The organism is Chryseobacterium sp. SSA4.19 (assembly GCF_022601875.1).
Lineage (GTDB): Bacteria > Bacteroidota > Bacteroidia > Flavobacteriales > Weeksellaceae > Chryseobacterium.
This window is the reverse complement of sequence record NZ_JAKVIP010000006.1, coordinates 71,325-96,513: the sequence shown is the minus strand read 5'-3', so window position 1 is coordinate 96,513 and position 25,189 is coordinate 71,325. Positions and strand designations below refer to the sequence as shown.

Here is a 25,189-nt window from a genome sequence, read left to right as displayed (position 1 = left end):
AAAATTTAAATAACTGTTTAATATTTTTAAATCATTATTCTTATCTCAATAGCATAAAAATAATATTATTAACAATTCTTAACCGTTATTCATTTTAACCTTACCTCTTAAGACACATCAAAATACAAATTACCGGCATGATCCCTTCATCATTCATCAATAACAAACACCTTCTTTGGAGAGCAGGCTTCGGAGCTGGAATCAACCAGTTTGAAAATCTGAAAAACAAAAATACAGAAACGATCCTTAAGGATTTGCTGAATGAAGATATGTTTTCGGATATCAGCTATGAAACTCCCGATGTGGATACCTTAGATTATATGGATGATAAATCCCCGGCTGAAAAGAAGAAGGAAGTCCAGAAGATCAACCGCCTGCAAAATGAAGAACTGAACCTTAATTTTCTTAATAAAATGGTCAGCAGCAACGGGCAGCTGAGGGAAAAAATGGCTTTTTTCTGGCATGGACATTTTGCTTCAAGAGTGCAAAACCCTAAATTTAACCGCCAGATTTTGAATGTGATCAGAAAGAATGCTTTAGGAAACTTTAAAGATCTTTTATTTGAAGTAAGCCAGGCGCCCGCCATGCTTAACTTTTTGAATAACCAGCAAAATAAAAAAGACCATCCCAATGAAAATTTCGCCCGTGAGGTGATGGAACTTTTTACCATGGGAAGAGGAAACTACACTGAAAAAGACGTCAGAGAAGCAGCAAGGGCTTTTACAGGATGGAGTTATGATAAGGAAGGTAATTTTACCGAAAGGCAGAAGCTGCATGACGTAGACACAAAAATTTTTCTTGGAAAGACCGGAAATTTTACAGGAGCAGATGCTTTGAATATCATCCTGGAGGAAAAAGCTACTGCAAAATTTATTACAGCAAAAATCTACAGGTTTTTTGTTAATGAAAATATGGATGAAGCCATTGTAAATACTTTAAGCGAAGGTTTTTATCAATCCGGGTATGATATTAAAAAGCTGATGACTGATATTTTTTCAAGCTCATGGTTTTATGACAGAAAAAATATCGGCAACAGGATTAAGTCGCCAATCGAGCTCATGGCCGGGATTATGAGAACGCTTCCGATGAAGATCCGGAATCCGGAAAATCTGATTGTTTACCAGAAACTATTGGGACAGATGCTTATCTATCCTCCTAATGTAGCAGGATGGCCCAACGGTAAGTCATGGATAGACAGCTCAACACTGATGCTGAGACTTCAGATTCCCCAGATCTGGTCAGGACTGAGACCGTTGGAATATACTCCAAGACAGGATGATGATATTGATATGGGCATTAAATCACGGGAATCCAATTTAAATAAAACATTTAAAAATCCGAACATGGTTATTGACTGGGCACGTGTAGAAAAAATTTTTAAACATGAACCCGTAGAGGAATACCTTATTCAAAGTTCAAAATCGTTAGATATGGGATCTGTAAAAGACTTTTCAGACAACAGTGTGAAAATGAACGTCATCAATATCATGTCAACGCCTGAATACCAGTTGATGTAGCGTAAAATTCCCAATCACAATTCATCATTAACCAAAAACCTGATCCTATGTTAATTAAAAGAAGAGAATTCCTGAAAATAAGTTCATTGGCTACTGCATCATTGCTGATGCCTAACTTTCTCAAAGCCATGACCTTCGATCAGGCATTGGAACCGAATCAGAAAATCCTGGTGGTGCTTCAGTTCACCGGCGGAAATGACGGACTGAACACCATCATTCCGGTTAAAAATGATATTTACTTTAAAGAAAGGAGCAGTATTGCCATTAAGGATTCATTGGCTTTGACTGATGAAGCAGGCATTAATCCTGCTCTGTCCTATTTTAAGGAATTGTACGATGATGGTAAGCTCTCCATAATGAACAATGTCGGGTATCCCAATCCTGATAAGTCCCATTTCCGCAGCATGGACATCTGGCATTCTGCCAGCAAGAGTGATGAATACCTGGAAACAGGCTGGCTGGGAAGGTTCCTGGATGAGGAATGCTACCGTTGCGAGCACCCTACCCAGGCACTGGAAGTTGATGATATGCTGAGCCTGGCTTTAAAAGGGAAACACAACAAGGCATTTGCTTTTAAAGATCCGAAAAGGTTATACCAGACCAGTCAGGAAAAATATTTCAAGTCTCTTTACGACCACCATCATGATGATGAAACAGTTTCCTATTTGTACCAGACGTTAGGCTCCACTATCAATAATGCCGATTACATTTTTGAAAAAAGCAAAGCCAGGAAAACAGAGCAGGCCTATCCGAATTCCCAGCTGGGAAAGGATTTTAAAACCGTTGCCTCATTAATAAAATCTGACATTAATACCAGAGTATATTATGTTTCTGTGGGAAGCTTTGATACGCATGTCAACCAGAATGACCGGCAGCAAAAGCTTTTTGCTGATATTAATGAGGCCGTAAAATCTTTTGTGGCAGATATGAAAAGCAATGGACTATTTGATGATCTTCTTCTGATGACCTTCTCGGAATTCGGCCGACGGGTAGCCCAGAATGCCAGCAACGGAACCGATCACGGAACTGCCAACCAGATGTTTTTCATCAGTGGCGGCTTAAAGAAAAAAGGGCTTTTAAATTCCCTTCCTGATCTCTCTAAATTAAATGAAGGTGACCTGATTTACACTGAAGATTTCCGGAAAGTTTATGCCACCATCCTTAAAAACTGGCTGAAAGCAGATTCTTCCAAAGTGTTAGGCTGGAAAAACGGGATCTATAATTTCATCTGAGCTGAGCAACGGTATACAAATAAAAAGACTGTTGAAGAAACAGTCTTTTTTTATCTTTAAATTAAATTATTCCCAGTTGTGGACCGGAATCTGCTTTTTATCTTCTGCTGGTTTCTCATCAAATTTCTCAGCGATTTTTTTAATGATAAATTCAATGACTAACGGAGCAACTACGGCTACTACAGCTTTTAATATTCTTGATTTCATATTGTATATTTTATAATCTGGATTAATACAATTTCCAAGCCATTATACAGGATTAACGGTCAACATCTTCCTGAGCATAGTTCCGGCAGGCTTCCTTTAAACTTTTCTGAATTCTTTTCCTAAGCTTATCCGGTTTCAGAACCGTTATAAATTCACCGAGTCCTAAAATCATCCGTTCCAGCTCGAAATTCAGCTGGACACAGATTTTGAAAGTGGTACCGCTTTCATCTTCCCCAATAATTTCCTGAGAATGGTGAAACGGTTTCGTCTTTACGTATGGCGCATGTTTGGAATTAATTTTAAAAACAACATTCTGAGGACGCTGGGTTTCAGAAACGGTTACCCCGATCACTTCGCCAAAGTACCGGTCAGAGTCGAAATCTTTATCAATATATTGAATATCTTCTTTCACAGAAATTTCCTCCATCCTGTCCAGAGCAAAATTAAAAAGCTTGTTTTTATGCCAGCAGATCAGGAACCATCGGTTGTTATATTCTTTCAGCAATTGCGGATGAACAATATAAGCATCCGATTCCCGGGCCTTAAAGCTTTTATAAACGATGCACAGCACTTTTTTGTTCAGAATCGCTTCATAAAGGATATCAATGTGTTCAAGGCCTTTCAGCTTTTCGTTTTTATCCAAATGAATAATTGATTTCTGATGAGTCGCATGGATCGAATCCTCCAGTTTCTGAATGACCCCGTTCATTTCCTTAAACATCGAAAAATCTTTGAACTGCTTTAGAATCTGCACTGCATTGTTCATTGCTTTCAGATCGCTTTCATTGACTGAAATATGATGAATGCTGTAATCCGGATCACTGTACCGGTAATATTTCCTTTGGTAGACTTCAATCGGTGCCTCATATCCGAATTTTTCACTCCGCATATTCTGCAGATCCAGCTGCACCGTTCGCCTGCTGACAAAAGATTCTTTGCCTTCAAATTCAAACAATGCTTCGGAACATTCGTCGATCAGATCATCTAAAGTATATTTTTTGTATTTATTTTTCAGGCATTTATCCAGTGTTTTATAACGGATAAGGGCATTTTTATTGGATGACATGCTTTTGTATTTATATGGACGTTTGGTTCAGCTAGGCTCGGGGCTTCGCCCCGAGCCTAGCTGAACCCTTTAATCAGATTTTCCCAAATTTCATAATTAATTATAAACAGATTCTGACCTCTTCCTTACCAAGGAAGAGATCATCAACTTATTTCTTTGTTAAAGCTTCACCTTCAAAAGAAACCCCTTCCCAGCCAAACACCATAAAGTTCCTGATGTTCTGATGATCCGTTCCTTCAGGATGCTGAAGGACATCCTTTCTGTAGAATTCACCGAATAATGCCAACGTTTCATCTTTTGAAAGATCATGTAATCGTGCAAAACTGAAAATTTTGCAAGAGCCGCTATTCTGCCCGGCTTCATTTACCGTGTTTCCATTCGTGAATTTGGTCGGTGTAAAATTGTAATGTTTATCAATGTGAGCAATTACCTCATTAAAATCAATGTGTTCGGGTGATTTTTTGATCTGTTCTATCATACTATTTTTTTATTAATTTTTTGAAGTTCGGCTTCCAGATTCTGCCAGCAGTTCTGGCTCCATATTCTTACGTATTTAAAACCTGCATTCCGTACTATTTTTTCTTTATGCAAATCCTCCAGATAACCCAGGTTGCCGGAATATTTTGCTTTACTCATGGCTTCTATGACAACGGATTTTCCATCTTTATTTTCGACAAGAATATCAAATTCATAGCCTCCGAAGCGATGGTTTTTCAGTACATTCAGATGGAGGAAATTCCGCTGTACCCGATTGTAGATTTCATCAATAAAGACACTGGAACTCTTATTTTCTTCCGGACGGGCGGCATAGCCGAACTGATCAAGAGTATTCAGAATTTCTATTCTCTCACTGTCATTTCCCTCACTTACCGCTTTACAATAGGCGAGATAAGCATATAAAACAGCCTTCCTGTTATTAGAGCCTTCCTGCACCAACGCCTCCTTGTAATTCGAGAAAATTTCTTCAGGAACCGAGTTGCAGATATAGATTTTTTCCTTTGCCCTGGTAATAATCACATTGAGGAGCTTATATCCTTTGGTATGGTTGATCGGGCCGAAACTCTGGATAAATTTCCCGCCGGTTTTTCTTCCGTAGGTTGCCGAAACAATAATAATATCTCTTTCATCACCCTGGATATTTTCGAGGTTTTTAATAAAAAGCCCCGCAGCTTCCAGTCCAAGAATCTTATCTTTAAACCGTTCATTTCCTGGAAGATTTGTCTGCTGGACAATTTTTCTTTTGATATAATTCCGCTGTGTAATATTAAAGGTAGCAATTCCTACCGAAGGATAATTCCCATCTTTCATCGGCTGGATATTTTGTAAAATTTCTAAAACTTTATCCGCCTCCTGCTTATTCGTATGATCTTCAAAAACACCGTCAACCTGAAAGAATTCAATCGGAAGAGTTTCAGATTTTATCGGAAGAGGCTTCAGCCGTGAATTATAAAAAGCATGATTTGAAAAATCAATCAGGTAAGGATGCTTGGAACGGTAATGAAAATCAAGATGATTCTTTTCAAAGTGGCTTTCAGCAGCATAATCCAACAGCGATTCGATGTTCAGCAAAGCATTCTTATAGGTAACCACATCATTTTCAGCTTCCATATCGTCTTCATCTTCAATGATGCCCTCAAAAACTTTGCTGAAATAATTTGAAGGCGGCATCTGATGTTCGTCACCGGCAATAATGATATTTTTCCCCTTCAGCATTGCAGGAAGATTGTCTTCCAGTTTCAGCTGGCTGGCTTCATCAAAAATAACATGGTCAAAGTAGAAATTTTTTCCCTGGAAAAGATTGCTGCAGGCATCTGGAGTAATAAGAATAATCGGGAAGAAGCTGGTAAACAGATCTGTATCTTTCTGAACCATTTGCCGTAAAGTCAGTCTTTTATGGTTTGTACTGCTTCTTTTATTATATAAGTTGGCTACTGTAACTTCTTTATTCCTCTGCTCAAACTGCTTTACAGCATTCTGCCGTGACTCATTCCAGAAATATTGAATGAAATCCTTCTGAGAAAAGCCATATTGTTTAATCTGTTTGGAGATTTCTTCGTAATTTCTTTCATTAAAATTAAGCTTCGGATCAGCAGAATGATTGAGCAGCAAAGGGAAATAAGCTGAATAAAAAGAAGATCTCCAGTTATTGACCGGATATAATTTTTCCAATACTTTTTTTTGAAAAGTACTGAGCGGCTGATAAAAATAGAACCAGTTGTATTCAGCTGACAAAGGATTGTCCGGATCATTCCTGTAAGATCGGTAACGGTCTAACACTGAAATCAAATACCGGTCAAAGGATTCATACGTGTTCCCGAAATTGAGATCTTTAACCCACTGGTCATTTACAATGCATTTTTTTAATTCCTTAATGCGCCGGGCAATTGCCTCTGTCTCTATTCCTGAAACCACAGGGTCAAATACATTCAGAAAATCAACCGTATTAAATTGTTCCTCCAGTTTGGAAGAAAATTCTGCCTGAAGGTTTTGTATTTTCTGGCGGTACTTCAGAATTTCATTTTTATTATTCCAGAGATTATCCGACAGTTCAATGGAAGGAAAAAATTCATTAAGACTGATCTGCTTGATGGATGCGCTGATCTCCAGCAATTTTTTCTGATTGCTGATCTTTTTTTTCTTTGATGCGGAAAATAATGCCGTGAATTTATAGAAAAAACCGCTGGTGATTTCCGGATGAAACTCTTCAGAACTTTGAGATAACACGGATGTGATGACTTCTGTTTCATCGATTAATGAAGACAGCTTTTGAAAATTCTGACTGAAATCCCTTTTTCTTTTTTCTTCATATACCGGTTTAAACTGACCGATGAGCATTTGAATTTCATCCCATAATTTTTCATACTTCTGAAAAGAAAAATCTAAATGATGAAGGCTGTTATGAAAATTTTCACGGATCAGCTTTTCAGGATTGATAAAGGATCTTTGTTCAAAAGGCCGGTACTCTTGATATACCTCTTTTCCCTTTTCTACAATATATGCAATATCCTTCCCCTCATCTGCTGAAAAGGAGAACCGGATATCCCGTATATCGACATCTTCATGAGACTTCTGAAATGCGAGAAGGTATCCAACGAGCTCTGTCCAGTTTTTTCCGGGAAGAATATCTGAATTCAGGATTTCATGCACGTTGTTGATCGCGGCTTTATGCTTATCAATTGCTCTGAGTTGCTCCTGTAAAAGCTGAACGGAATGAAGTTGTCCCGGTTTCTTAAAGTCTGCAGGATCAATCGTATTCCTTACCGCATCCACCACCAGTTTCCGGTCAGACACACTGTCTTTAATCATGATGCAGTAACGTTCCAATCCCAGTTTATGAAGCGCATTGTACAGAACTTCCAGTGCGGTTTGCTTTTCGCAGACCACAATTGTTTTTTGTCTGTTTTCCAACGCATTAACCAAAACAGCAGTTAATGTCTGGCTTTTCCCTGTCCCCGGCGGCCCCTGAATCAGGATTCGGGTCTGTGATTTTAACGATTCTAAAATTGCCTGCTGGGACGGATCGGTCTCAATTGAGGTAATGGACTGAAAGTCTTCTTTTATATAATTCTCAAGAGGTTTAAAATCTTTTTTCAGCGATTCATAATCGTTAATGATATTCTGTTTCTGAACTTCAAAAATCGAGAACACCCCGGATTTAATAATTACGGCATCTCCTTTGTCCTGAAGCTGGTCTTCATAGGATGCTTTGGACTTTATGAGTGGGATTTCCTCGTAATTGTTAAGGATAAAATCAAGGTTCTGCGAAATTTTCAACTGGTCCAGCAATGTCTGGCAGATCTGTAATAGCTCAGGTTTATCAATCTTTCCGTCGGCAAGCATTTCCTCCGGAATCTGTTCCAGCGTAATCCCGGAATCACTCTGCAAGTGGTTAATGAGCACTTCATTTACATAAATAGGATCATCTTCCGTCCTGCTGATTTCCCAGGTGTTCAGTTCATTGACCGGCTTTATATTGACCGACCAGATGAGGATGGGTGACGCAGAAATCTGCCCATCCATATCTTTTCTGATGAGGATGGGAAATCCGAAACCTAAAGAATTGATGCCTTTCTCCGACTGTATAACTTCATTCTGGAAGATAAGGTTTTCAAGACCTGCAGAAAGTTTTTCCAGGACGAGTTCCTTTGACTTGTTTTTACCGATCGGTTCAGGCTGTTCTTCGCTTACATCTTCGGACAGATAGATCCTGTCTTTTAAAGGAGCTTCAGCAACCTCATCGGAAATCTTATCGTGGATTGAGAATTTGAAATTAATCGTCTTCTGGGTCAGAAGATGAATGATAAAATGCTCGGGAAGACTTTTATGGATCTCAGAAAGCCGGGCAAGGTCAAACTTATATCTTGAGCTTCCGGGAATAGCATTGAGATGAACGCCTCTTCTGTTGCCTGTCTTCAGTTTGTTTTGAAAGGCCTGAAATATTTCCGGATTTAGATTTTGCATGGTGTCTAAAAAAATTTATCAAAAATAGAAAATAATTTCTGCTGCGCAAAAACATTGCATACTTTAGTTCTTACTTTGCATCAACAAAATGAACGAAACATGGAATTTAACGGAAACCATTTAATAGAATTAGGATATCGGTCCGCAAAATGGTTCAAAGAAGCCATTGCGCATATCAACGAAAATCAATTAGACGAAGATCAGATTGCAACCTATCTGGAACAATTCAGGCAGCCTGAAATACTGCCTCTTCATGAAACAGCAAAAGACTTTGTCATTAACCTGAGAGCCGAGCATGAAACTGAAAATGATAATGTGGAAAAAGTAATCAGCACCATGAAGGTTTTAATGAAAACCCCAACTTTGGTCGCAGGAGCCGTTATGCCGGATGCCTGTCCTACAGGTCCTGCAGGATTAATTCCCGTTGGTGGTGTAGTAGTTGCTAAAAATGCCATTCACCCGGGATTTCATAGCGCAGATATCTGCTGTTCGGTAATGCTGACGGATTTTGGAAAAGCAGATCCTAAAAAAGTTTTGGATGCAGCTCACTCGATCACGCATTTCGGATATGGAGGAAGACCGAGAGGGGAACAGATGGAAATGTCTCAGGAACTGATGGATGCTTTCAGGGAAAATGATTTCTTAAATGATGAGAAATTGATAAGCATCGCCCGTTCGCATATGGGAACGCAGGGAGACGGTAACCACTTCCTGTTTGTAGGAGTTTCTAAAAATACCGGAAATACCATGCTGGTGACCCACCACGGTTCAAGAGCTCCGGGAGCAGCGTTGTATGATAAAGGAATGAAAGTCGCCAACAGATTCAGACAGGAAATTTCGCCGGCAACCCTGAGAGAAAATGCCTGGATACCGTATGAAACGGAAGAAGGACAGTCGTATTGGGAAGCCCTTCAGCTGATAAGAACATGGACGAAAGAAAACCATACGTCCATTCATGATGCTGTTCTCTATAAAATGAGCGTGGAAAAGCAGGACTGGTACTGGAATGAGCATAATTTCGTTTTCAAAGACGGAGATTTATTTTACCATGCAAAAGGAGCCACACCGCTGGATGATAAGTTTATGCCGGATATTACGGGGCCAAGACTGATCCCTTTGAATATGTCCGAACCTGTTCTGATCGTCCAAGGAAAGACCAATGAGAGAAACCTTGGTTTTGCGCCACACGGAGCAGGAAGAAACTTCAGCCGGACGCAGCATAAAAAATCATTGGCGCATAAGACGATTGAAGAAGTTTTTGCTGAAGAAACCCAGGGATTGGATATCCGTTTCTTCTCGAATGAAATTGATATCTCTGAACTTCCGACCGCGTATAAAAGTGCTAAAAACGTGAGGGCACAGATTGAAGAATACGGTCTTTGTGAAGTTCTGGATGAAGTGATGCCGTACGGATGTATCATGGCGGGTGATGTTCAGAAGAATGCACCCTGGAAGAAAAAGAAGAAGTTCAGAAAAGCTTAGAGGTAGTGTCTCACTAACTGTGTAAATTAAAAAGTTATTCTGGAAAATTTTGAGCTCTTATAGCTCAAAAAATTTACGGAAACCTAACGAAGTGGTTCGGCGTAGCCAAATAACTTTTTATTATTTTTAACCATTACATAGTTATGATCGACAAAGAAGATTTATTTAACAACAAAGATTTTTACAAATCCTTTAAAAATGGAGAAGATTTAACATCATTCTTCAAAGCAATGCACAAACGAGCAGTAGAACATATGCTTTATGCAGAGTTGGATTCTCATCTGGATAATGAGAAACATCAGAAATCCACCACTGGAAACTACCGAAACGGACACGGCAGTAAGAAAATAAAATCGTCTTTTGGAGAATCTGAAATTAAAGTTCCAAGAGATCGTGAAGGGAGTTTTGAGCCTGCATTAGTCCCAAAGAGACATAACATCATCGAAGGTTTGGACAATATTATCATCTCATTTTATGCTAAAGGGATGAGCGTATCAGACATTGAAGAGCAAATTAAAGAGATGTATGATTTTGAGGTTTCTACTTCTACCATATCCAGAATAACGGGTGCCGTTGCCAGTGAAGTGGTGAGCTGGCAGAACCGTCCGCTTGAAGATCTGTATCTCATCGTTTGGATGGATGGCATTGTTTTCAAGGTATGGGAAAACTCCAAAGTAATTAATAAAACTATTTATCTGGCTGCTGGACTAAACCGTGACGGGAGAAAGGAAGTCTTGGGAATGTGGCTTGGAAAAAATGAAAGTTCAGCTTTCTGGATGGGCGTTCTCACAGATTTAAAAGCTCGTGGTGTAGAGGATATTCTCATCACCGCTACCGATAATTTAAACGGATTTACCCAGACTATCCGTTCTGTTTTTCCTGAATCTCAAACCCAAATTTGTGTTGTTCATCAGATCAGAAATTCCTGCAAATATGTAGTTTGGAAGGACAGAAAAGAATTTTCTGCCGATATGAAACATACTTACACCGCTCCAACAAAACAAGCGGCGGAAGCTGCTCTAAATGATTTTGCAGGAAAATAGGAAAGTAAATATTCTTATACTATTGCGTCCTGGTGAAACAATTTGGATGAATTGACCGTATTTTCTGAATTTCCTTTAGAAATCCGCAAAATTATTTATCCCACCAATTTAATTGAAAATCTCAACGGGAAAATCCGAAAATACACCAAAAACAAAATGTCTTTTCCTACCGATGATGCCGTAATGAAATCAGTGTATCTCGCTTTAAAAGAAGCTACTAAAAAATGGACCATGCCAATTCAAAATTGAGGTATTGTTCTTAACCAATTTATGCTTATTTTTGAAAATAGGCTCAGATTATAACATCCAAACCCTAACTTTTTAACTTACACACTTCGTGGGAGACTGTCATATATTGAAGTTGTTTTAAATTAGTGTAAATATTAATATTTTTTTTTAAGAATAAACTGTTATTTTAGAAATAATTATATTCGTATATTTCCTGTTAATCGTATATTTTTTGTTTTTGTACCTTATAATTGATATCTTTGTGAAAAACTAAAAACTGATGTCAAGAAGAAAGGTTCTCCTTTTTATTTTTTTTATTATTTCTATCCGTTTATTCTCTCAAAGTGTCTATGATATAAATTATTTTATCGCTAATATTCATAATACTCATTCTTATAAAATAACTGAAAATGAATATAAGATAAAAAAAATAGAAAATGGTTTTCTTCGAAAGTCATTGCTTCCCAACGTGAATCTTGACTTTTCTTTACCTTATCAAAGATCTATTTCTGATGTAACGCAACCGGACGGGACGATTAAATTCTTGGAGCGGAATTTTCTAAACTCATATGCAACATTAAATACCAGCCAGGTTTTAGCATTCACAGGTGGAACTATTAACTTATCTAATTCAATAAATTACTCTCGGGATTTTAATAATAATTATACTAATTTTTCAAGCAATTGGGTGAATTTCTCATACCGTCAGCCCATAAACGGTTATAATAGTTACAAATGGGATAGAAAAATTAATAAGTTGGTTGAGAAAAAAGATTCGGTAGATTATCTTAAGAACAAAATAAAGATTCGCTACGAAGTTGCCAAAGCATACATTGATGCTGAAAATGCGCAATTGAAGTCCTTTTTATTGATAGAAAATATTAAAAAATCCAAATCTATTTTACATGAAATTTCGGAAAAATTCAAACATGGCCGTGCAATCAAGACTGATGTAATTCAAATGGAACTGAATGTCAGTAGACTGCAGGGCTATTTAAAGGTTAATGCAATCGAGTGCAGCAATCTTTTTAATCAATTAGAAAGAGTTAGCGGTATTGAGTTTCAGGATTCTATTGTACTGAAGAGTGTAGAAGAAATTGAATATTCTTTAGATAAAGAGGAACTTATAGGAAAGTTGGAGAGCAATGGATTTGGATTAGAATGGGCGATCAATGAATTAAAAGCAGAAGCTAACTACAATAAAATAAAAAAAGAAGGAAGTATCTCACTAAATCTTCAGGCAGGTATCGGAATAAATTCTTCTGCCAATGAAATAACAGATTTGTTTCACACTCCGCTTCAAACCCAATTCCTGACTTTAGGAATTAAAATTCCCATTTTAGACTGGGGTGTGTCAAAAGACAAAGTAACTATAGCTCAGATAGAGAGAGAAAATTTAAAGTTAAAGAAGGAAGAAGATGAGGAAGAACATATAAAATCAATAGAAGAATTGATAAGCTACTATTTAAATGTAAAATCGCAAATTGAAGTGTTAAAACATCAGATCATCCTTTCAGACAAGCTGACAGCCGATTATAAAGATCTTCTGCTATTGGGAAGAATAACATCTTCAGAATTTAATAACCAGCTTTATGAAAATATAAATTTGACCGTAGATTACGAAAAGAATAAAAACAACCTGTATTTATTGAAATTCAGAATAGAAGAACTTAATCTTAATACTAACAATTTATGAAGACACAATTAAGTGGTTTGGATTTAGAAGTACTGAATCCTATTGAAACAAAAAAAATCATTGGTGGTAACTGGTATGATTATCATGATATTCCAGAAGTTGTAATCCCGTGGGACGGGGGTGGAGGAAATGATGGCGGCTGGTGGGGCAACGATCCATGGTATCCGGATAATGGAGGTGGTGACTATGGCGGAGGTAGCGGAAGTGGCCCGGGTAATGGCTCAGGCGATTCATTTCCGGATCATATTTGTAAGCAGGGAACCAATGCAAACACATGCGCTGCAAATGCTCTTTCTTATGCTGCCGGACATTTCGGGGCTACTGGATTGACTGCTAGCGATTTTGCAGAAATGGCTGGTAAAGACTTCAGCAATATGGCTTACAATAATGGACCCGGACTGAATGGAGGAGACCTGTCAGATATTGTAATGAATGTTTTTGATAATAATGTAATCGGATTTGGAATTTCAGATATCATTACAGCAACAAGTGCAGGAAACCCCGTGATAGGAATTATTGAAAATCCTGGTGGAAATGATGGGCACGTTGTTGTGATTGTTGGCGCAAATGCCAATGGTACAGTATCTTTTATGGACTCAATGACAGGAAGTATGACTACAGCTAATATGAGTAACATTAATTTTGTAGGAAATTTTGTACAGCTTACAGGAGTTAAAGATAATGCATTGGTAAATCATTATAAGAATGATACTAATGATGCATCTGCATGTTCAATTTGCGGAAGATAAAATTAAGTATCGGGACTGCTAAAAATAATTATACTTACTGGAGTAACTGAATTTTTAAAAGCAGTTCCATTATATTTTATTATATCCGTTGTGCATTTTGCAAAATCTAAATATCAGATTCATCAGCTCGGATATTTTTTCTTAATAAAGTGGATAAAAAATAGTTGAGAACCGATTTATCTTTAAAATTATAAGCTTCTAGATACATTTTTTAGAATCTACTAGAAGTGATAAAATAAATCAAAATGCACAGCGGGTTTATTATATTTAAGAATATATAAAAATATCAAACAGAGAAAATAAATTTTTAAGATAGCCAACACAAACAAACAATTAGCATGAATACAAGAACAAACTTTTCAACAATAGGTTTTGAAATCCTAAATCCAATCGAAACAAAAAAAATTATTGGAGGCAATTGGTATGATTATCATGATATCCCAGAAGTTGTAATTCCATGGGATGGAGGTGGAGGAAATGATGGTGGATGGTGGGGGAATGATCCATGGTATCCGGACAATGGAGGTGGCGACTATGGCGGAGGTAGTGGTGGTTCAGGTGGAGGTCCTGGACAAGGGAGTTTACCATCGGCACCTACCCACATGTGCTTGCAAACTGCAGGCGTAGCTACTTGTGCCACAATGGCACTGAATTATGTTGCTAATTATTTTGGAGGAACTGGGCTTACTTCTAGTGATTTCGCTGAATTTGCCGGTCAGAATTTTGTAGATATGATGTCTGGTTTGGGCGGACTTAACACATCGCAAATGCAGGCGGCTGTAAATACATTTTTTCAGAATACGATAATCGATGGTTCCAATGGTATTACTATCGCTAATGAGTTAAATGCTGGTCATCCTATTTTAGGGACAATAGACCAAGGGGGTGGGGTTGGACATGAAGTTGTTATCGTAGGGTTTGATTCAGGTGCTGGTACAGTTACATATATGGATTCATTGGTAGGAGGAGTACAGACATATAATGTTTCTACTATAACTTTTACGGGATCATTATTTGCAATTTCAGGCCTAAATAACAACAGTATTGTAAATAAATACAAAACAGATACAAATGATATTTCTGGTTGTTCCATCTGCGGACATTAATTTCACCATAGATAAGGTTGCTAATTATTTTTGTCACGTTATCTTATTACCCCCACCTATTTTATGAAACGATATTTTTTTTTCTTAATATTCTTATATTCCTTAAGTTATTCACAAACTGTTCAGCAAAAGAATAAAGCATACAAAAACTTCGAAAGTAAGTGTAGGGCTACTACTTTGAAAGGAATTCCAAAGCCTGAATGGGTTGATAAGGAAACCTATTTCAAATCAGCTGTATTTTATCCTGTGCATATCGTAGATTATAATCCGAAAACTAATAAGACAGCTTGGATTATTGATACGAATAAATTCTTGGTAATATATAATGATAATTTAACGTACTTTATTGATTCAGTAATATCAGATTACCATAAGTCTTTTGATCATTATAATGTTCAAAACAAATTTGCTTCGCTTTTACTTACGATGAATAATACATCAGGGAATCTTAAAGTGGGTTATTTAACAGATGAATATTATCCCGCAACTGGAGCATTTCCTAATTTGCTTCTTATCGAAGACACAAAGCTTACAGATAAAGATCATATACACTCAAATATTGAAGATGTAATCAGCAGTCATTATGCTTCTCAAGAAGACTTTTTATTACAGAAAGAGATAAGTGTTTTGAGAAGAAACTTACAATCCTCTCAAATCATAAAAGGAATCAGATCATACTTCCGTTCCTTTGAGTATTATTGTCCAAAAGACACCGCGCTTGTAATAAATAAATTTATTGAAAATATTGATATTGGCTCAAACGGGTTAACTAAAATACAAAAAGAGCTGATATTAAAAGAAATATCAAAGAAAATAGATATACGCAAAAATGAAGAATCTACTGGAAAGAAAGATTTTGGAAATTTCAGCCTTTATAATATAGATTTTTCAGATTTTATGCGAAAAACTCTAAACTCTCAGCAACTTTCAAGTTATGAAGAGTATATGAATATTCATTTTCCGGAATATGTTCATAAGCAGTACGGAAGATATTTATACGGAGACTTAAAGCTTATTGATTCAAAACAGGTCAGAGATACAGATGATACAGCACTTTCATTACCTTATTTTAACGAGTTCGTAAAACAACAATTAACAGACTGCGGATGCGGGGTCGAATCAAAAGGCTTCCGCTTAGGAACTAAAAATTAATATCAGCAAAAGAATGTATCAACAGATAGATCAATTTTTGGATCATTACTTTCCGTTGTTGGAAGGTTGTATTTTATTCGGTAGTTATAAAGACGATTGCAATCATGCCAATGACATCGATTTATTACTTATCAGTCGAAAGTTTTCTTTTTCCGCAACCGAAAGTTTTGTCTTTAACGGTTTACCGTTTAATACAATTAAAATTAACAGTACAGAAGTGTTAAACATCGTTGCAAAACAATTCAGACAAGGTAATTTCCTATCTCATGCTTTTAAGACCGGAATCGTAATTAGAGATGAAACAAAGGAATTGTCACATATCAGAAAGTTTGTTTTGAGTAATGTCCCGGATTCTGCAGCAGATGTAATCCGCTTTGATCTGAGTGAAATCAGATTTAAAATTAAAGATTATATGGAGCCTATTATTAAAGCTAAAACTTTGACAAATAAAAATTTTCTGCAGGCTTCAAGAATTGTTTCGTTATTTATAGATTTTTTTCTTCTTGATAAAGGGATATACCTGAAAACAGAGAAAAGTAAGAATAAAATATTTTTTCAAGAATTTCCTATACAGACTATTGAGGTGTCAAAACTTATTGATGCATTAAGAAGTAAAAATTTTATTGAATTTAAAACGAATGTAGATTGGCTAAATTCAAAATATTCTGTCTTTATTGATAAAAAGTACTCAAATAATTTCATATTAGATGACTATACTCAGGATTGGGTATTTTGTTTCGTAGAAAGTACATTTAAGTTTGGCGAAATAACTGAAATAATCATAAAAATTAAAAAATATCAACCCAATGCTGAGTTCTATGTCTACCAGGCTGATGATGAAAATCAGGAGAAAAAAGGTTGTTATATAGTCTTTGACAATTCCAGATGTCTAATAGATTTTAAAAAAAAAGAGTGGATAGAATTTTTACAGATATTATTTAAAGATCATTCATTTACGTTTCCTTACAATAATATTTTTTGTTGTGCTGAAATAAAATTTATGGGTTCCTCAAATGAACATATAGTTAATCAATTCATGTTGTCATTAACCAACGCTATCCACTGTAATAAATACTTATCCAAAGAGGAATTTATATTCAAAATTGTAACATCTTTTTTTAATTCGTCAGCATTCACATATAATGATCTGTATAATTTTTATTTAATAAAAATGGATGGAAAAGCAAAAACATCCAATTTTTTGAATAGCAATATTCAAAAAATTGGCGACAAATTCATAAAGGCAAATCAGTCTATTGAAGAAACATTACTTCAAAGTTTTACTTTGAGTCAAGCTGAACTAATGGACTTTAGCGCTTTGGAGAAAATTAATCCCATTGTACATTTACAAATTATTGATAGAATGTTAAGTATTTTCCTAAGTAAGGATTACGAGAAACTATATTATATCTACGCAATTACCCTTAAATTCAATGAAAAAATTTCCTAATTACAGACAGCTTGACAATAAAGATTGTGGTTTAACATGTCTGCAAATCATTTCAAAACATTACGGAAAATTTTTTTCTATTCAAGATATTCGAGATTTATCATCTGTATCTAAAGAAGGCCTTTCTTTGTATGAGTTGGGGCTAACATCGGAAAGATTAGGTCTGAAATCTTTACCCGTAAAGGTAGAGTTTGAAAAATTAGCAAATAATATTCCTCTTCCGTGTGTAGCTCATTGGAGAAATAATCATTACGTTGTTCTATATAATATCTCAGCTTCTAAAGTATACGTTTCTGATCCTAAATTGGGAATGGTAAAATATTCTCACAAAGAATTTATGGAGGGATGGCTCAACTATGAAAAAGATGATGCGAAAAAAGGAGTGTTATTATTACTGGAACCTACGGATAAATTCAATGAAATAAAACCGTCATTACATCCAAGTAAAATATATGCTTTTAATTATTTTCTAAGCCATATTTTACCCTACAAAACACAGGTTTTTCAGCTTTTGGCTACAATGGTTTTACTTACATTGGTTCAGTCAGCTATCCCATTTATTACACAATCAATAGTGGATACGGGCGTATCCTCTAAGGATTTTAGCTTCATTACAACACTTTTGATTGCCAATATAGTATTAATTGTTAGTATCAGTATAGGAAGTTGGATTAGACAATCTATTAATATTCATATTTCATCAAGAATAAAAATTTCAATTTTATCAAATTTTATTATAAAGCTGCTTAAACTTCCTGTTAATTACTTTGAAAATAAATCTTCTGGTGATATTTTTCAGCGGGCACTCGATTACGATAGGATGGAAAATTTTATTATGAACTCTGCTTTTAGTATTATTTTGGCAGTTTTAAATATTCTTGTATTCGGAACGATTCTCTTTATTTATAAACCTACCTTGTTTATTATTTTCTTATTAGGAGGGATAATTTATGTTAGCTGGGATCTGTTTTTCTGGAATATTCGAAAAAAACTTGATATGAACTATTTTTCATTGAAAGCAAAAAACAATAATCATTGGATGGAGCTGTTGACCCATATTCAGGAAATAAAAAATAATAATTATGAACAGGGTAAGAGATGGTCATGGGAGAAAGTTCAGGTTAAACTGTACTATTTAGGTATAAAAGTATTGCGAATTAATCAAATTGATACTCTTGGTGCCAATTTAATAAATACAATTTCAGATGTAGTCCTTACATTCGTTTCGGTGTACTATGTGATAGAAGGTGAAATTACTATAGGTATGCTGATCGCCATTCAATATATATTGGGGCAACTCAGAAGTCCACTCTCGGAAATAACATCGTTTATTTCTTCATACCAGATGGCATTTATCAGTTTCATTCGGATAAATGATTCAAGTAATACGCCTGATGAGCAAACGGAAGAAAATGTAACTTCAAGAGACATTCCTTTAAATGGTTCTCTTGTTTTAAAAGATGTTTATTTTAAATATAACAATGCTTCAAATTATATATTAAATAATGTTTCATTAACTATTCCTAAAGGAAAAATTACTGCTATTGTAGGGGCTAGCGGAAGTGGTAAAACGACATTGCTGAAAATTTTAACAAGATTATATGTACCGGTTTCAGGAGAATTTTATATTGGTAGTATTAACATGAATTCACTTGATATCAGTGAGTGGAGAAAAAATATTGGGGTGGTTAATCAGGGCTCAGAAGCTTTCAAAGAATCTATTAAGGATAATATTGTTTTGAGCAGCGACTACAATCAGGAAAAATTATACGATACTTTAAGACAGGTAAATCTTTTAAACGATATCAATGTATTGCCTTTGGGAATAAATACCATGATGGGTGAGAACGGAAGAGGGCTGAGTGAAGGCCAAAAACAACGATTAATGATTGCCAGAGCATTATATAAAGACCCTCAGTTTTTATTTTTAGATGAAGCAACAAATTCATTGGATTCAATTAATGAGAATATGATTGTGAATAATCTCAATAACTCTTTTGAAGGGAAAACCGTTGTGATTATAGCTCACAGATTAGCAACAATTAAAAAAGCAGATAATATTTTAGTTATGGATAAAGGGCACATCGTAGAGATGGGTAATGAAGAACAATTACTCAGTAAAAGAGGGCTATATTATCTATTGTTTAAAAACCAAATGATATTAGATAACCATGAGTAAGAAACCTGTTTATTCTGAAGAATTTGATGATGCAATCTCCAAATTCCCAAAATTTAATTCTTTGTTATTCTATTCCTTGGTAGGAATAATAGTAGTAGCGGTTACTCTATTACAGGTAATAAAATCACCGGAAATAGTTATAGGAGAAGCTAGAGTGACCGCTGAAAAGCCACCGATTGAGATACTTTCCCAAAACTATGGTAAAATTATTTTCAAGAAATTTGTTCCACACAAATTTCTTAAAAGAGGCGAATATCTTGCTATTATGGAAAATCCGTCTGATGAAGATGATATATTGGCTTTAAAAATATTATTGTTAAATTATTCAAAAAATTTATATGCTTTGAAATCCTCTCATTTGGCTTTTGCTTATAATGCTGATTTAGGAGAATTAGAAGAACCTTTTTTTAATCTTTTAAATACTTTATACGGAATTGAAAAAGAAAAAGGATATAATGAAAATGATGCCAAGAAACAGGTATTGAATCAGCAAAACAAAAAGTATTTTGAAATGATTTCCAAAAGAAATGAAATTAAAAATGTGAAAAGAAATGAGATCAAATTACTTAAAAACAGATATAAAGAGGATTCATTATTGATGTCTAAAGGGCTAATTACCAAGATTGAATATGAAAATTCACAACGAAATTACTTGAGAGAAAGTGAAAATCTTAAAAACTATGAGGCTAAAGATGTAGAAAACAATTTCAATATCTCGGATAATAAAGCAAATATTCATGTAATTAACACAGAGAAAAACCTTAATTTATCAGACTTGGAATTTAAATTGATAAGTACCTATAATCAAATGCTTCAGGATATCAACTTTTGGGAATCTAAGTATGTAATAAAAATGCCTATTGACGGAACTGTCGATATGATGCAGTTTATATCTTCAAATCAATTCATTAAGCAAGGAGAAAGTATATTTAGCGTCCTTCCAAACAACAATATGTATATTGCTCAGTTGTTAGTTCCTCCAGCTGGTGCTGGTAAAATAAAAGTAGGACAAAATGTATCCGTTAAGTTAGCTTCATTTCCATTTCAGGAATATGGCAAACTTGAAGGGAAAATACAATCAATTTCTTTAATTCCGGCACAAAATTATTATCTTATTCTAGTAAAATTACCTGCCGGTCTAAGAAGTGATACCGGAAATGTTCTTGCTTTTTCCAAAAATATGGTGGGTCAGGCAGAGATTATTACTAATAAAAGAAGTTTACTGTCCAAATTGTTTTCCAAGATTACAAATATATTTGAAAAAGAAGATAATTCTTATCAGGAAAAAATGGATGATAAAAAAGAAGAGAAAAATAGTAAACCATTATAATAGTCGGCAGTTAGCTTTATACCGTAGGTAGTGGTGTAGGTACAAGGTAGTGCCTCACTAACTGTGCAAGTTAATGAGACACCACCGAATTGACCGTATTTTTGAGTTTCCTTTAGAAATCCGTAAAATCATTTATACGCCAACTTAATCGAAAATCTCAACGGTAAAATCCGAAAATACACCAAAAAAAAATGTCTTTTCTTACCGATGATGCTGTGCTGAAATCTGTTATCTTGCTTTGAAAGAAGCTACCAAAAAATGGTCGACGCCCATTCAGAATTGGGTATTGTTTCTCAACCAATTTATGCTTATTTTTGAAGAAAGGCTCAGATTATAAAATCTAAGTCCTAACTTTTTAACTTACACATATTATGGGATAGTGTCAACGCCAAAAAGCGTATGCTTTTCCAGGTAATATTCAGTGTTTCAAATTTTATCATTAAAGCTTTGGAGTCGTCTAACCATGCATTTGTCTGTTTTATTTTGAATCTGCTTTCGTACAGCTTTTCATCAAAATAAGAATCATTATCTATTGTTTTTCTATTTCTGGGATTAGGTTTGATGTTTCCCATTATTTCCTCCATTTCTAATTTCTGTCTTAAATTTTCACTGTCAAATCCTGAATCTGCATTCAAAAAAAGACCTTTATGGGAGATTTCCGCTTCAGACAAAATTTCAATGATCTCGCCCATAATATCTTCTATTTCATATAAATCGTGATGATTTCCACTTCTGGGATTTCCCATCGAAAGCATTTGACCACGATTGTCGCAAAGAAAAATCATATTGCTGGTTTTCGCAGATTTCCTGCTTTGGTACCCCGTTGACTCTCCGCACATTCTGCACCGGGTCTGGCTCCCATCGAGTTGAACACACGACATCCTGCAATCTCCTGTTACGATTCAGAATATGGACTCAAATATTCCTCAAGCTGCCGTCCCTGCTCTATTTATTGAAATAATAATATACATTCTGCCAGCTTATTTTTTCTTCCCCGAAATAGTCTTTTATAGAAAGTTCCCGCCACTGACAACCGGTTTTCAGCCGCTTTATAATGGTCTGAATTATTTTTACCAGGTCAAACTTTGCAAATACTGACGAATAAAAGATTAGGTTTCATTATGTATTATATTGTTTTACCATGTATTTTCAGAAGATAAAAATTTATAAATTCAATCTGCGTATATATTTCCGGCATTTTAAAGGCGGTTACCTCAACAGATTTTACCGACCATTCTATACAAACAATACATCATTGCCTTTATTTACTCTTTCCTGCTTCACCTTATAATTTTGAAATGAAAAAGTTCCTGCGTAAAATGATTGCGCATACGATCTTTTATTTTGTAGCATAAAACAAAAGCAATGACACCGAGAATACTGGAAAAATTAAAAGAAACAGAAGAAAAAAGAGAGATAGAAATACTTCTTGCCGTAGAATCCGGAAGCCGGGCATGGGGTTTTGCCTCGTCGGACAGCGATTATGATATACGCTTTATCTACCGCCACGAAAAAGACTGGTACCTTTCGCCATGGGACAAGGATGAAACGATAGAATTCATGACCGAAGATGACCTGGACGGTTCCGGATGGGATCTGAGAAAGACCTTCCACCTGTTATTAAAGTCAAATGCCGCTTTATTGAGCTGGTTCTACTCGCCGATCGTCTATGTGAAAAATGAAAAATTTTATGACCTGTTCAAACCTTTAGCTGATGAATGCTTTTCGCCGATAGCGGTCTCTTACCACTACCTGAGCATGAGCAAAAAATACCTGGAAACCTGCAGGCATGACGAGGTGAAATTGAAATCTTATTTTTACTGCCTTAGAACCGCACTGACCGGAAAATGGATACTGGAAAAAGGAACCGTTCCACCAGTGTTGTTCAGCGAGTTGCTGGTCCTGGTGGACGACTTCACGAGATCCAAAATAGAAGATCTTATCGCTTTAAAATCTACCAAAGGAGAATCGTATTTCCATCCGAATGACTGGGAGTTGTTTGGGTTTTTAGAGACAATAATATTGGATAATGAGGAAAGAGCAAAAGGTTTGAAAGGAGGAAATGCAGATAAGGTTGAAATGGAGAGGGTTTTTAGGGAAATATTAATAAATTAGGAAATGTAAATAAACGTTATGAAAAATATAGTCGCCCTCTCCCCCATGTACACGGAAGATAGCAACGTCCTGAAAAAAGCATCTATAAATTCAAACTACGAATTGAACCGTTTCAATGCAAAATGGAATATTCCCGAAGAATTCCGGGCAGATGTTATTGCAGTCTATGGCGAAGATATTTATGCGGAAATTGTTGCAGAACAATGCAGTTTGACCTTAACAAAACCCAGCGACAACTGGCTGTCAAAAATTTCGGAGGAATTTACAAAACGAAAAATCTCTTACGGACAGTTAAAGGAGTTTGTAAATGAAGAAAATGTTTTCATTAAATGTTCCGATTTTAAAAGTTTTAAAGCCGGAGTTTTTGATAAAGTTGAGAACATCAACGGTTTTGATTCACTGGATCCGGAAATCACAGTCTTTACTTCAGAGGTTGTGGAATGGGAACTTGAAGTGCGATGTTTCGTTCTAAATAACGAGATACAAACACATTCCCTATATTGGAGAAATAATACTTTTGATACCGGCGCGCTTTCCGCAACCGAAGAAAAAAATATGTTCATCTTTTTCAGCCGTTTTATACAAGAATATTCCGAAATGCTGCCTAAGGCTGTCGTTCTGGACTTTGGAATCATTAGAGGAAAAGGCTGGGCTTTAATTGAGGCAAATCCCGCATGGTGTTCGGGTTTATATGCCTGCGATGCGAAAAAGGCACTGGAAGTAATTGTGGAGAGCTGTATTAAAAATTAGGATTATGGAAATGATTATCTTCATAGGGATTCCTGCCAGCGGAAAAAGTTCCTTTTACAAGGAGCTTTTTTTCAATTCGCATATCAGAATCAGTATGGATCTGCTAAATACCCGAAATAAAGAAGGAAAGCTGCTTCATTACTGTTTTGAAACCCAATCGAAAATGGTAATTGACAATACCAACATAACAATAGAAAGCAGAAGGAAATATATAGATCTTAGTCAAAGAAACCAATATAAAATCATCGGTTATTATTTTGAAAACAATCTTCAGGATTGTCTTGAAAGGAATAAAAGCAGAAAGGATTCTATTAATGAAATTGGTATAAAAGCAAAATATAAAGAATTGGAAAAACCTTTATTTACAGAAGGCTTTGATACAATATTCAATGTGAAAATTATAGATAGCAAATTTGAAATCAGCAGTTATGAAATTTGAAGAAATTGAAGCATTAATGCGGAAAAACGAAAGTCTTTCGGAACAGTACATACTGCCGGAAAATTTCATTATTGTACGATTGGACGGAAAAGGATTCACTAAACTCACTAAGGAAAAACTTTCACTTGAAAAGCCCTTTGATGAGAAATTCAGTCAGGTGATGATTGATACTACAAAACATATTTTTAATATCGGTTTTAAGGTTCTGTACGGTTATACCCAAAGTGATGAAATTTCTTTGTTAACTGATAAAGACAATCGTACTTTTAACAGAAAAATAAGAAAACTCAATTCTGTTCTCGCAGGGGAAGCAAGTGCTTTTTTCAGTCTGCAGTTTCAGGAAATCTGTGTTTTCGACTGCCGGGCTATTGCTTTTCCGAATCAGAAAATGCTGCTGGATTATTTCTGCTGGAGGCAGGAAGATGCCCATCGAAATTCCCTTTCTGCTTACTGTTACTGGACGTTAAGGATTAACGGGTTTAATGCTGCACAAGCTACGGGAAAGATTGAAAAACTGTCACAGGCTGATAAAAACGAACTCCTCTTTCAGTACGGAATTAATTATAATGCACTTCCGTCATGGCAAAAACGTGGCGTCGGAATTTATAATAAAGAGATTAGCAAAACAGGCTTTAATCCTGTGACTCAGGAAAAAGTTGAATGTTTAAGAAATGAGTTGTTTGTCGAAAGAGACCTGAAGATAAGGGAAGATTATAGAAGGTTTTTGAAAGAGATTTTAAGAGAATAATAGAAATTACAGGAAGCTGTAATTATTTTATAAATAACCATCTTATATTTATTAATCTGACAACACTCTTCAACTCATGATAACAAGAATTAAACTTAATCAAATCGCCACTTATAAAAAATTCAATTGAAACAAATAGTCTTAAAAAAGTAAATTTCTTTTTTGAAAATAATGGTTATAGCAAATCCGATGAATCCAAAGAAGTTGCACTAAAAACTTTTGAATTGTTATTTGAAAAG

General features: G+C 35.6%; 19 protein-coding genes and 2 pseudogenes. 16 read left to right on the top strand and 5 right to left on the bottom strand.

The window, feature by feature from the left end; translation table 11 throughout:
• The first annotated feature begins 137 nt into the window (after positions 1-137).
• Positions 138-1,517 carry a DUF1800 family protein gene (locus MKJ01_RS05920; RefSeq protein ID WP_241612542.1) on the top strand — a complete coding sequence of 460 codons (1,380 nt, stop codon included), beginning with the start codon at positions 138-140 and terminating at the stop codon, positions 1,515-1,517.
• Positions 1,518-1,564: 47 nt separating this feature from the next.
• Positions 1,565-2,749: a DUF1501 domain-containing protein gene (locus MKJ01_RS05915; RefSeq protein ID WP_241612539.1), complete on the top strand. Its 1,185-nt coding sequence runs from the start codon at positions 1,565-1,567 to the stop codon at positions 2,747-2,749.
• Between the two features lie 66 nt (positions 2,750-2,815).
• Here MKJ01_RS05915 and MKJ01_RS05910 read toward each other — a convergent pair whose 3' ends face one another.
• The 4 genes from MKJ01_RS05910 to MKJ01_RS05895 all read right to left on the bottom strand — a co-directional run bounded on the left by MKJ01_RS05910 (position 2,816) and on the right by MKJ01_RS05895 (position 8,483).
• On the bottom strand, positions 2,816-2,956 hold the full coding sequence (locus tag MKJ01_RS05910) for a hypothetical protein (RefSeq protein WP_241612537.1): 141 nt from the start codon (positions 2,954-2,956) through the stop codon (positions 2,816-2,818).
• A gap of 52 nt (positions 2,957-3,008) precedes the next feature.
• Positions 3,009-4,022 (bottom strand): YafY family protein, encoded by a 1,014-nt coding sequence (locus MKJ01_RS05905; RefSeq protein WP_241612535.1) that lies wholly within the window; start codon positions 4,020-4,022, stop codon positions 3,009-3,011.
• 148 nt (positions 4,023-4,170) lie between these two features.
• Complete coding sequence (locus MKJ01_RS05900) at positions 4,171-4,500, bottom strand: HopJ type III effector protein (RefSeq protein ID WP_241612534.1); 330 nt, start codon at positions 4,498-4,500, stop codon at positions 4,171-4,173.
• On the bottom strand, positions 4,497-8,483 hold the full coding sequence (locus tag MKJ01_RS05895; protein ID WP_241612532.1) for an AAA domain-containing protein: 3,987 nt from the start codon (positions 8,481-8,483) through the stop codon (positions 4,497-4,499). The genes MKJ01_RS05900 and MKJ01_RS05895 overlap by 4 nt, the downstream gene beginning before the upstream one ends.
• 99 nt (positions 8,484-8,582) lie before the next feature.
• On the opposite strand from MKJ01_RS05895, the gene MKJ01_RS05890 reads away from it, so the two are divergent.
• The 10 genes and pseudogenes from MKJ01_RS05890 to MKJ01_RS05845 all read left to right on the top strand — a co-directional run.
• The gene (locus MKJ01_RS05890; protein WP_241612530.1) at positions 8,583-9,965 is read left to right on the top strand and encodes an RtcB family protein; all 1,383 of its coding nucleotides are present in this window, start codon (positions 8,583-8,585) and stop codon (positions 9,963-9,965) included.
• Between the two features lie 143 nt (positions 9,966-10,108).
• Positions 10,109-11,257 (top strand): annotated as a pseudogene (locus tag MKJ01_RS05885) (IS256 family transposase).
• Between the two features lie 259 nt (positions 11,258-11,516).
• Positions 11,517-12,932: a TolC family protein gene (locus MKJ01_RS05880; RefSeq protein ID WP_241612528.1), complete on the top strand. Its 1,416-nt coding sequence runs from the start codon at positions 11,517-11,519 to the stop codon at positions 12,930-12,932.
• Positions 12,929-13,681, top strand: coding sequence for a C39 family peptidase (locus tag MKJ01_RS05875; RefSeq protein ID WP_241612526.1), 753 nt, complete (start codon positions 12,929-12,931; stop codon positions 13,679-13,681). Before MKJ01_RS05880 ends, MKJ01_RS05875 begins: the two co-directional genes overlap by 4 nt.
• 338 nt (positions 13,682-14,019) lie before the next feature.
• Positions 14,020-14,787, top strand: coding sequence for a C39 family peptidase (locus MKJ01_RS05870; protein WP_241612525.1), 768 nt, complete (start codon positions 14,020-14,022; stop codon positions 14,785-14,787).
• Between the two features lie 63 nt (positions 14,788-14,850).
• A complete protein-coding gene (locus MKJ01_RS05865; RefSeq protein WP_241612523.1) occupies positions 14,851-15,939 on the top strand; it encodes a hypothetical protein in 1,089 nt (362 codons plus the stop codon).
• Positions 15,940-15,952: 13 nt separating this feature from the next.
• A complete protein-coding gene (locus tag MKJ01_RS05860) occupies positions 15,953-17,389 on the top strand; it encodes a hypothetical protein (RefSeq protein ID WP_241612521.1) in 1,437 nt (478 codons plus the stop codon).
• Positions 17,373-19,568, top strand: a complete 2,196-nt coding sequence (locus MKJ01_RS05855) for a peptidase domain-containing ABC transporter (RefSeq protein WP_241612519.1) — start codon at positions 17,373-17,375, stop codon at positions 19,566-19,568. Before MKJ01_RS05860 ends, MKJ01_RS05855 begins: the two co-directional genes overlap by 17 nt.
• Entirely contained in the window at positions 19,561-20,898 is a 1,338-nt protein-coding gene (locus MKJ01_RS05850) for an HlyD family efflux transporter periplasmic adaptor subunit (protein ID WP_241612517.1), read from the top strand. Before MKJ01_RS05855 ends, MKJ01_RS05850 begins: the two co-directional genes overlap by 8 nt.
• Before the next feature lie 100 nt (positions 20,899-20,998).
• Positions 20,999-21,235: pseudogene (locus tag MKJ01_RS05845) on the top strand (transposase); the annotation flags it as partial.
• Between the two features lie 10 nt (positions 21,236-21,245).
• Here the strand turns inward: MKJ01_RS05845 and MKJ01_RS05840 are convergent.
• Positions 21,246-21,779: a transposase family protein gene (locus MKJ01_RS05840; protein WP_241612515.1), complete on the bottom strand. Its 534-nt coding sequence runs from the start codon at positions 21,777-21,779 to the stop codon at positions 21,246-21,248.
• 484 nt (positions 21,780-22,263) lie between these two features.
• On the opposite strand from MKJ01_RS05840, the gene MKJ01_RS05835 reads away from it, so the two are divergent.
• From MKJ01_RS05835 to MKJ01_RS05820, 4 genes are read left to right on the top strand one after another with little or no spacing between them, the layout of a single operon-like run.
• Positions 22,264-23,013 (top strand): nucleotidyltransferase domain-containing protein, encoded by a 750-nt coding sequence (locus tag MKJ01_RS05835; protein ID WP_241612514.1) that lies wholly within the window; start codon positions 22,264-22,266, stop codon positions 23,011-23,013.
• An 18-nt stretch (positions 23,014-23,031) separates the two neighbouring features.
• On the top strand, positions 23,032-23,763 hold the full coding sequence (locus MKJ01_RS05830; protein WP_241612512.1) for an ATP-grasp domain-containing protein: 732 nt from the start codon (positions 23,032-23,034) through the stop codon (positions 23,761-23,763).
• A gap of 4 nt (positions 23,764-23,767) precedes the next feature.
• Positions 23,768-24,202 carry a hypothetical protein gene (locus MKJ01_RS05825; RefSeq protein WP_241612510.1) on the top strand — a complete coding sequence of 145 codons (435 nt, stop codon included), beginning with the start codon at positions 23,768-23,770 and terminating at the stop codon, positions 24,200-24,202.
• Positions 24,192-24,950, top strand: a complete 759-nt coding sequence (locus MKJ01_RS05820) for a tRNA(His) guanylyltransferase Thg1 family protein (RefSeq protein ID WP_241612508.1) — start codon at positions 24,192-24,194, stop codon at positions 24,948-24,950. Before MKJ01_RS05825 ends, MKJ01_RS05820 begins: the two co-directional genes overlap by 11 nt.
• The last annotated feature ends 239 nt before the right edge of the window (positions 24,951-25,189 follow it).

Coding starts and splice junctions, on each gene's coding strand:
- MKJ01_RS05820 (WP_241612508.1), top strand. CDS start 24,192: ATGAAATTTGAAGAAATTGAAGCATTAATGCGGAAAAACGAAAGTCTT.
- MKJ01_RS05880 (WP_241612528.1), top strand. CDS start 11,517: ATGTCAAGAAGAAAGGTTCTCCTTTTTATTTTTTTTATTATTTCTATC.
- MKJ01_RS05830 (WP_241612512.1), top strand. CDS start 23,032: ATGAAAAATATAGTCGCCCTCTCCCCCATGTACACGGAAGATAGCAAC.
- MKJ01_RS05850 (WP_241612517.1), top strand. CDS start 19,561: ATGAGTAAGAAACCTGTTTATTCTGAAGAATTTGATGATGCAATCTCC.
- MKJ01_RS05900 (WP_241612534.1), bottom strand. CDS start 4,500: ATGATAGAACAGATCAAAAAATCACCCGAACACATTGATTTTAATGAG.
- MKJ01_RS05835 (WP_241612514.1), top strand. CDS start 22,264: ATGACACCGAGAATACTGGAAAAATTAAAAGAAACAGAAGAAAAAAGA.
- MKJ01_RS05840 (WP_241612515.1), bottom strand. CDS start 21,779: ATGTCGTGTGTTCAACTCGATGGGAGCCAGACCCGGTGCAGAATGTGC.
- MKJ01_RS05905 (WP_241612535.1), bottom strand. CDS start 4,022: ATGTCATCCAATAAAAATGCCCTTATCCGTTATAAAACACTGGATAAA.
- MKJ01_RS05895 (WP_241612532.1), bottom strand. CDS start 8,483: ATGCAAAATCTAAATCCGGAAATATTTCAGGCCTTTCAAAACAAACTG.
- MKJ01_RS05920 (WP_241612542.1), top strand. CDS start 138: ATGATCCCTTCATCATTCATCAATAACAAACACCTTCTTTGGAGAGCA.
- MKJ01_RS05865 (WP_241612523.1), top strand. CDS start 14,851: ATGAAACGATATTTTTTTTTCTTAATATTCTTATATTCCTTAAGTTAT.
- MKJ01_RS05875 (WP_241612526.1), top strand. CDS start 12,929: ATGAAGACACAATTAAGTGGTTTGGATTTAGAAGTACTGAATCCTATT.
- MKJ01_RS05910 (WP_241612537.1), bottom strand. CDS start 2,956: ATGAAATCAAGAATATTAAAAGCTGTAGTAGCCGTAGTTGCTCCGTTA.
- MKJ01_RS05870 (WP_241612525.1), top strand. CDS start 14,020: ATGAATACAAGAACAAACTTTTCAACAATAGGTTTTGAAATCCTAAAT.
- MKJ01_RS05915 (WP_241612539.1), top strand. CDS start 1,565: ATGTTAATTAAAAGAAGAGAATTCCTGAAAATAAGTTCATTGGCTACT.
- MKJ01_RS05825 (WP_241612510.1), top strand. CDS start 23,768: ATGGAAATGATTATCTTCATAGGGATTCCTGCCAGCGGAAAAAGTTCC.
- MKJ01_RS05855 (WP_241612519.1), top strand. CDS start 17,373: ATGAAAAAATTTCCTAATTACAGACAGCTTGACAATAAAGATTGTGGT.
- MKJ01_RS05860 (WP_241612521.1), top strand. CDS start 15,953: ATGTATCAACAGATAGATCAATTTTTGGATCATTACTTTCCGTTGTTG.
- MKJ01_RS05890 (WP_241612530.1), top strand. CDS start 8,583: ATGGAATTTAACGGAAACCATTTAATAGAATTAGGATATCGGTCCGCA.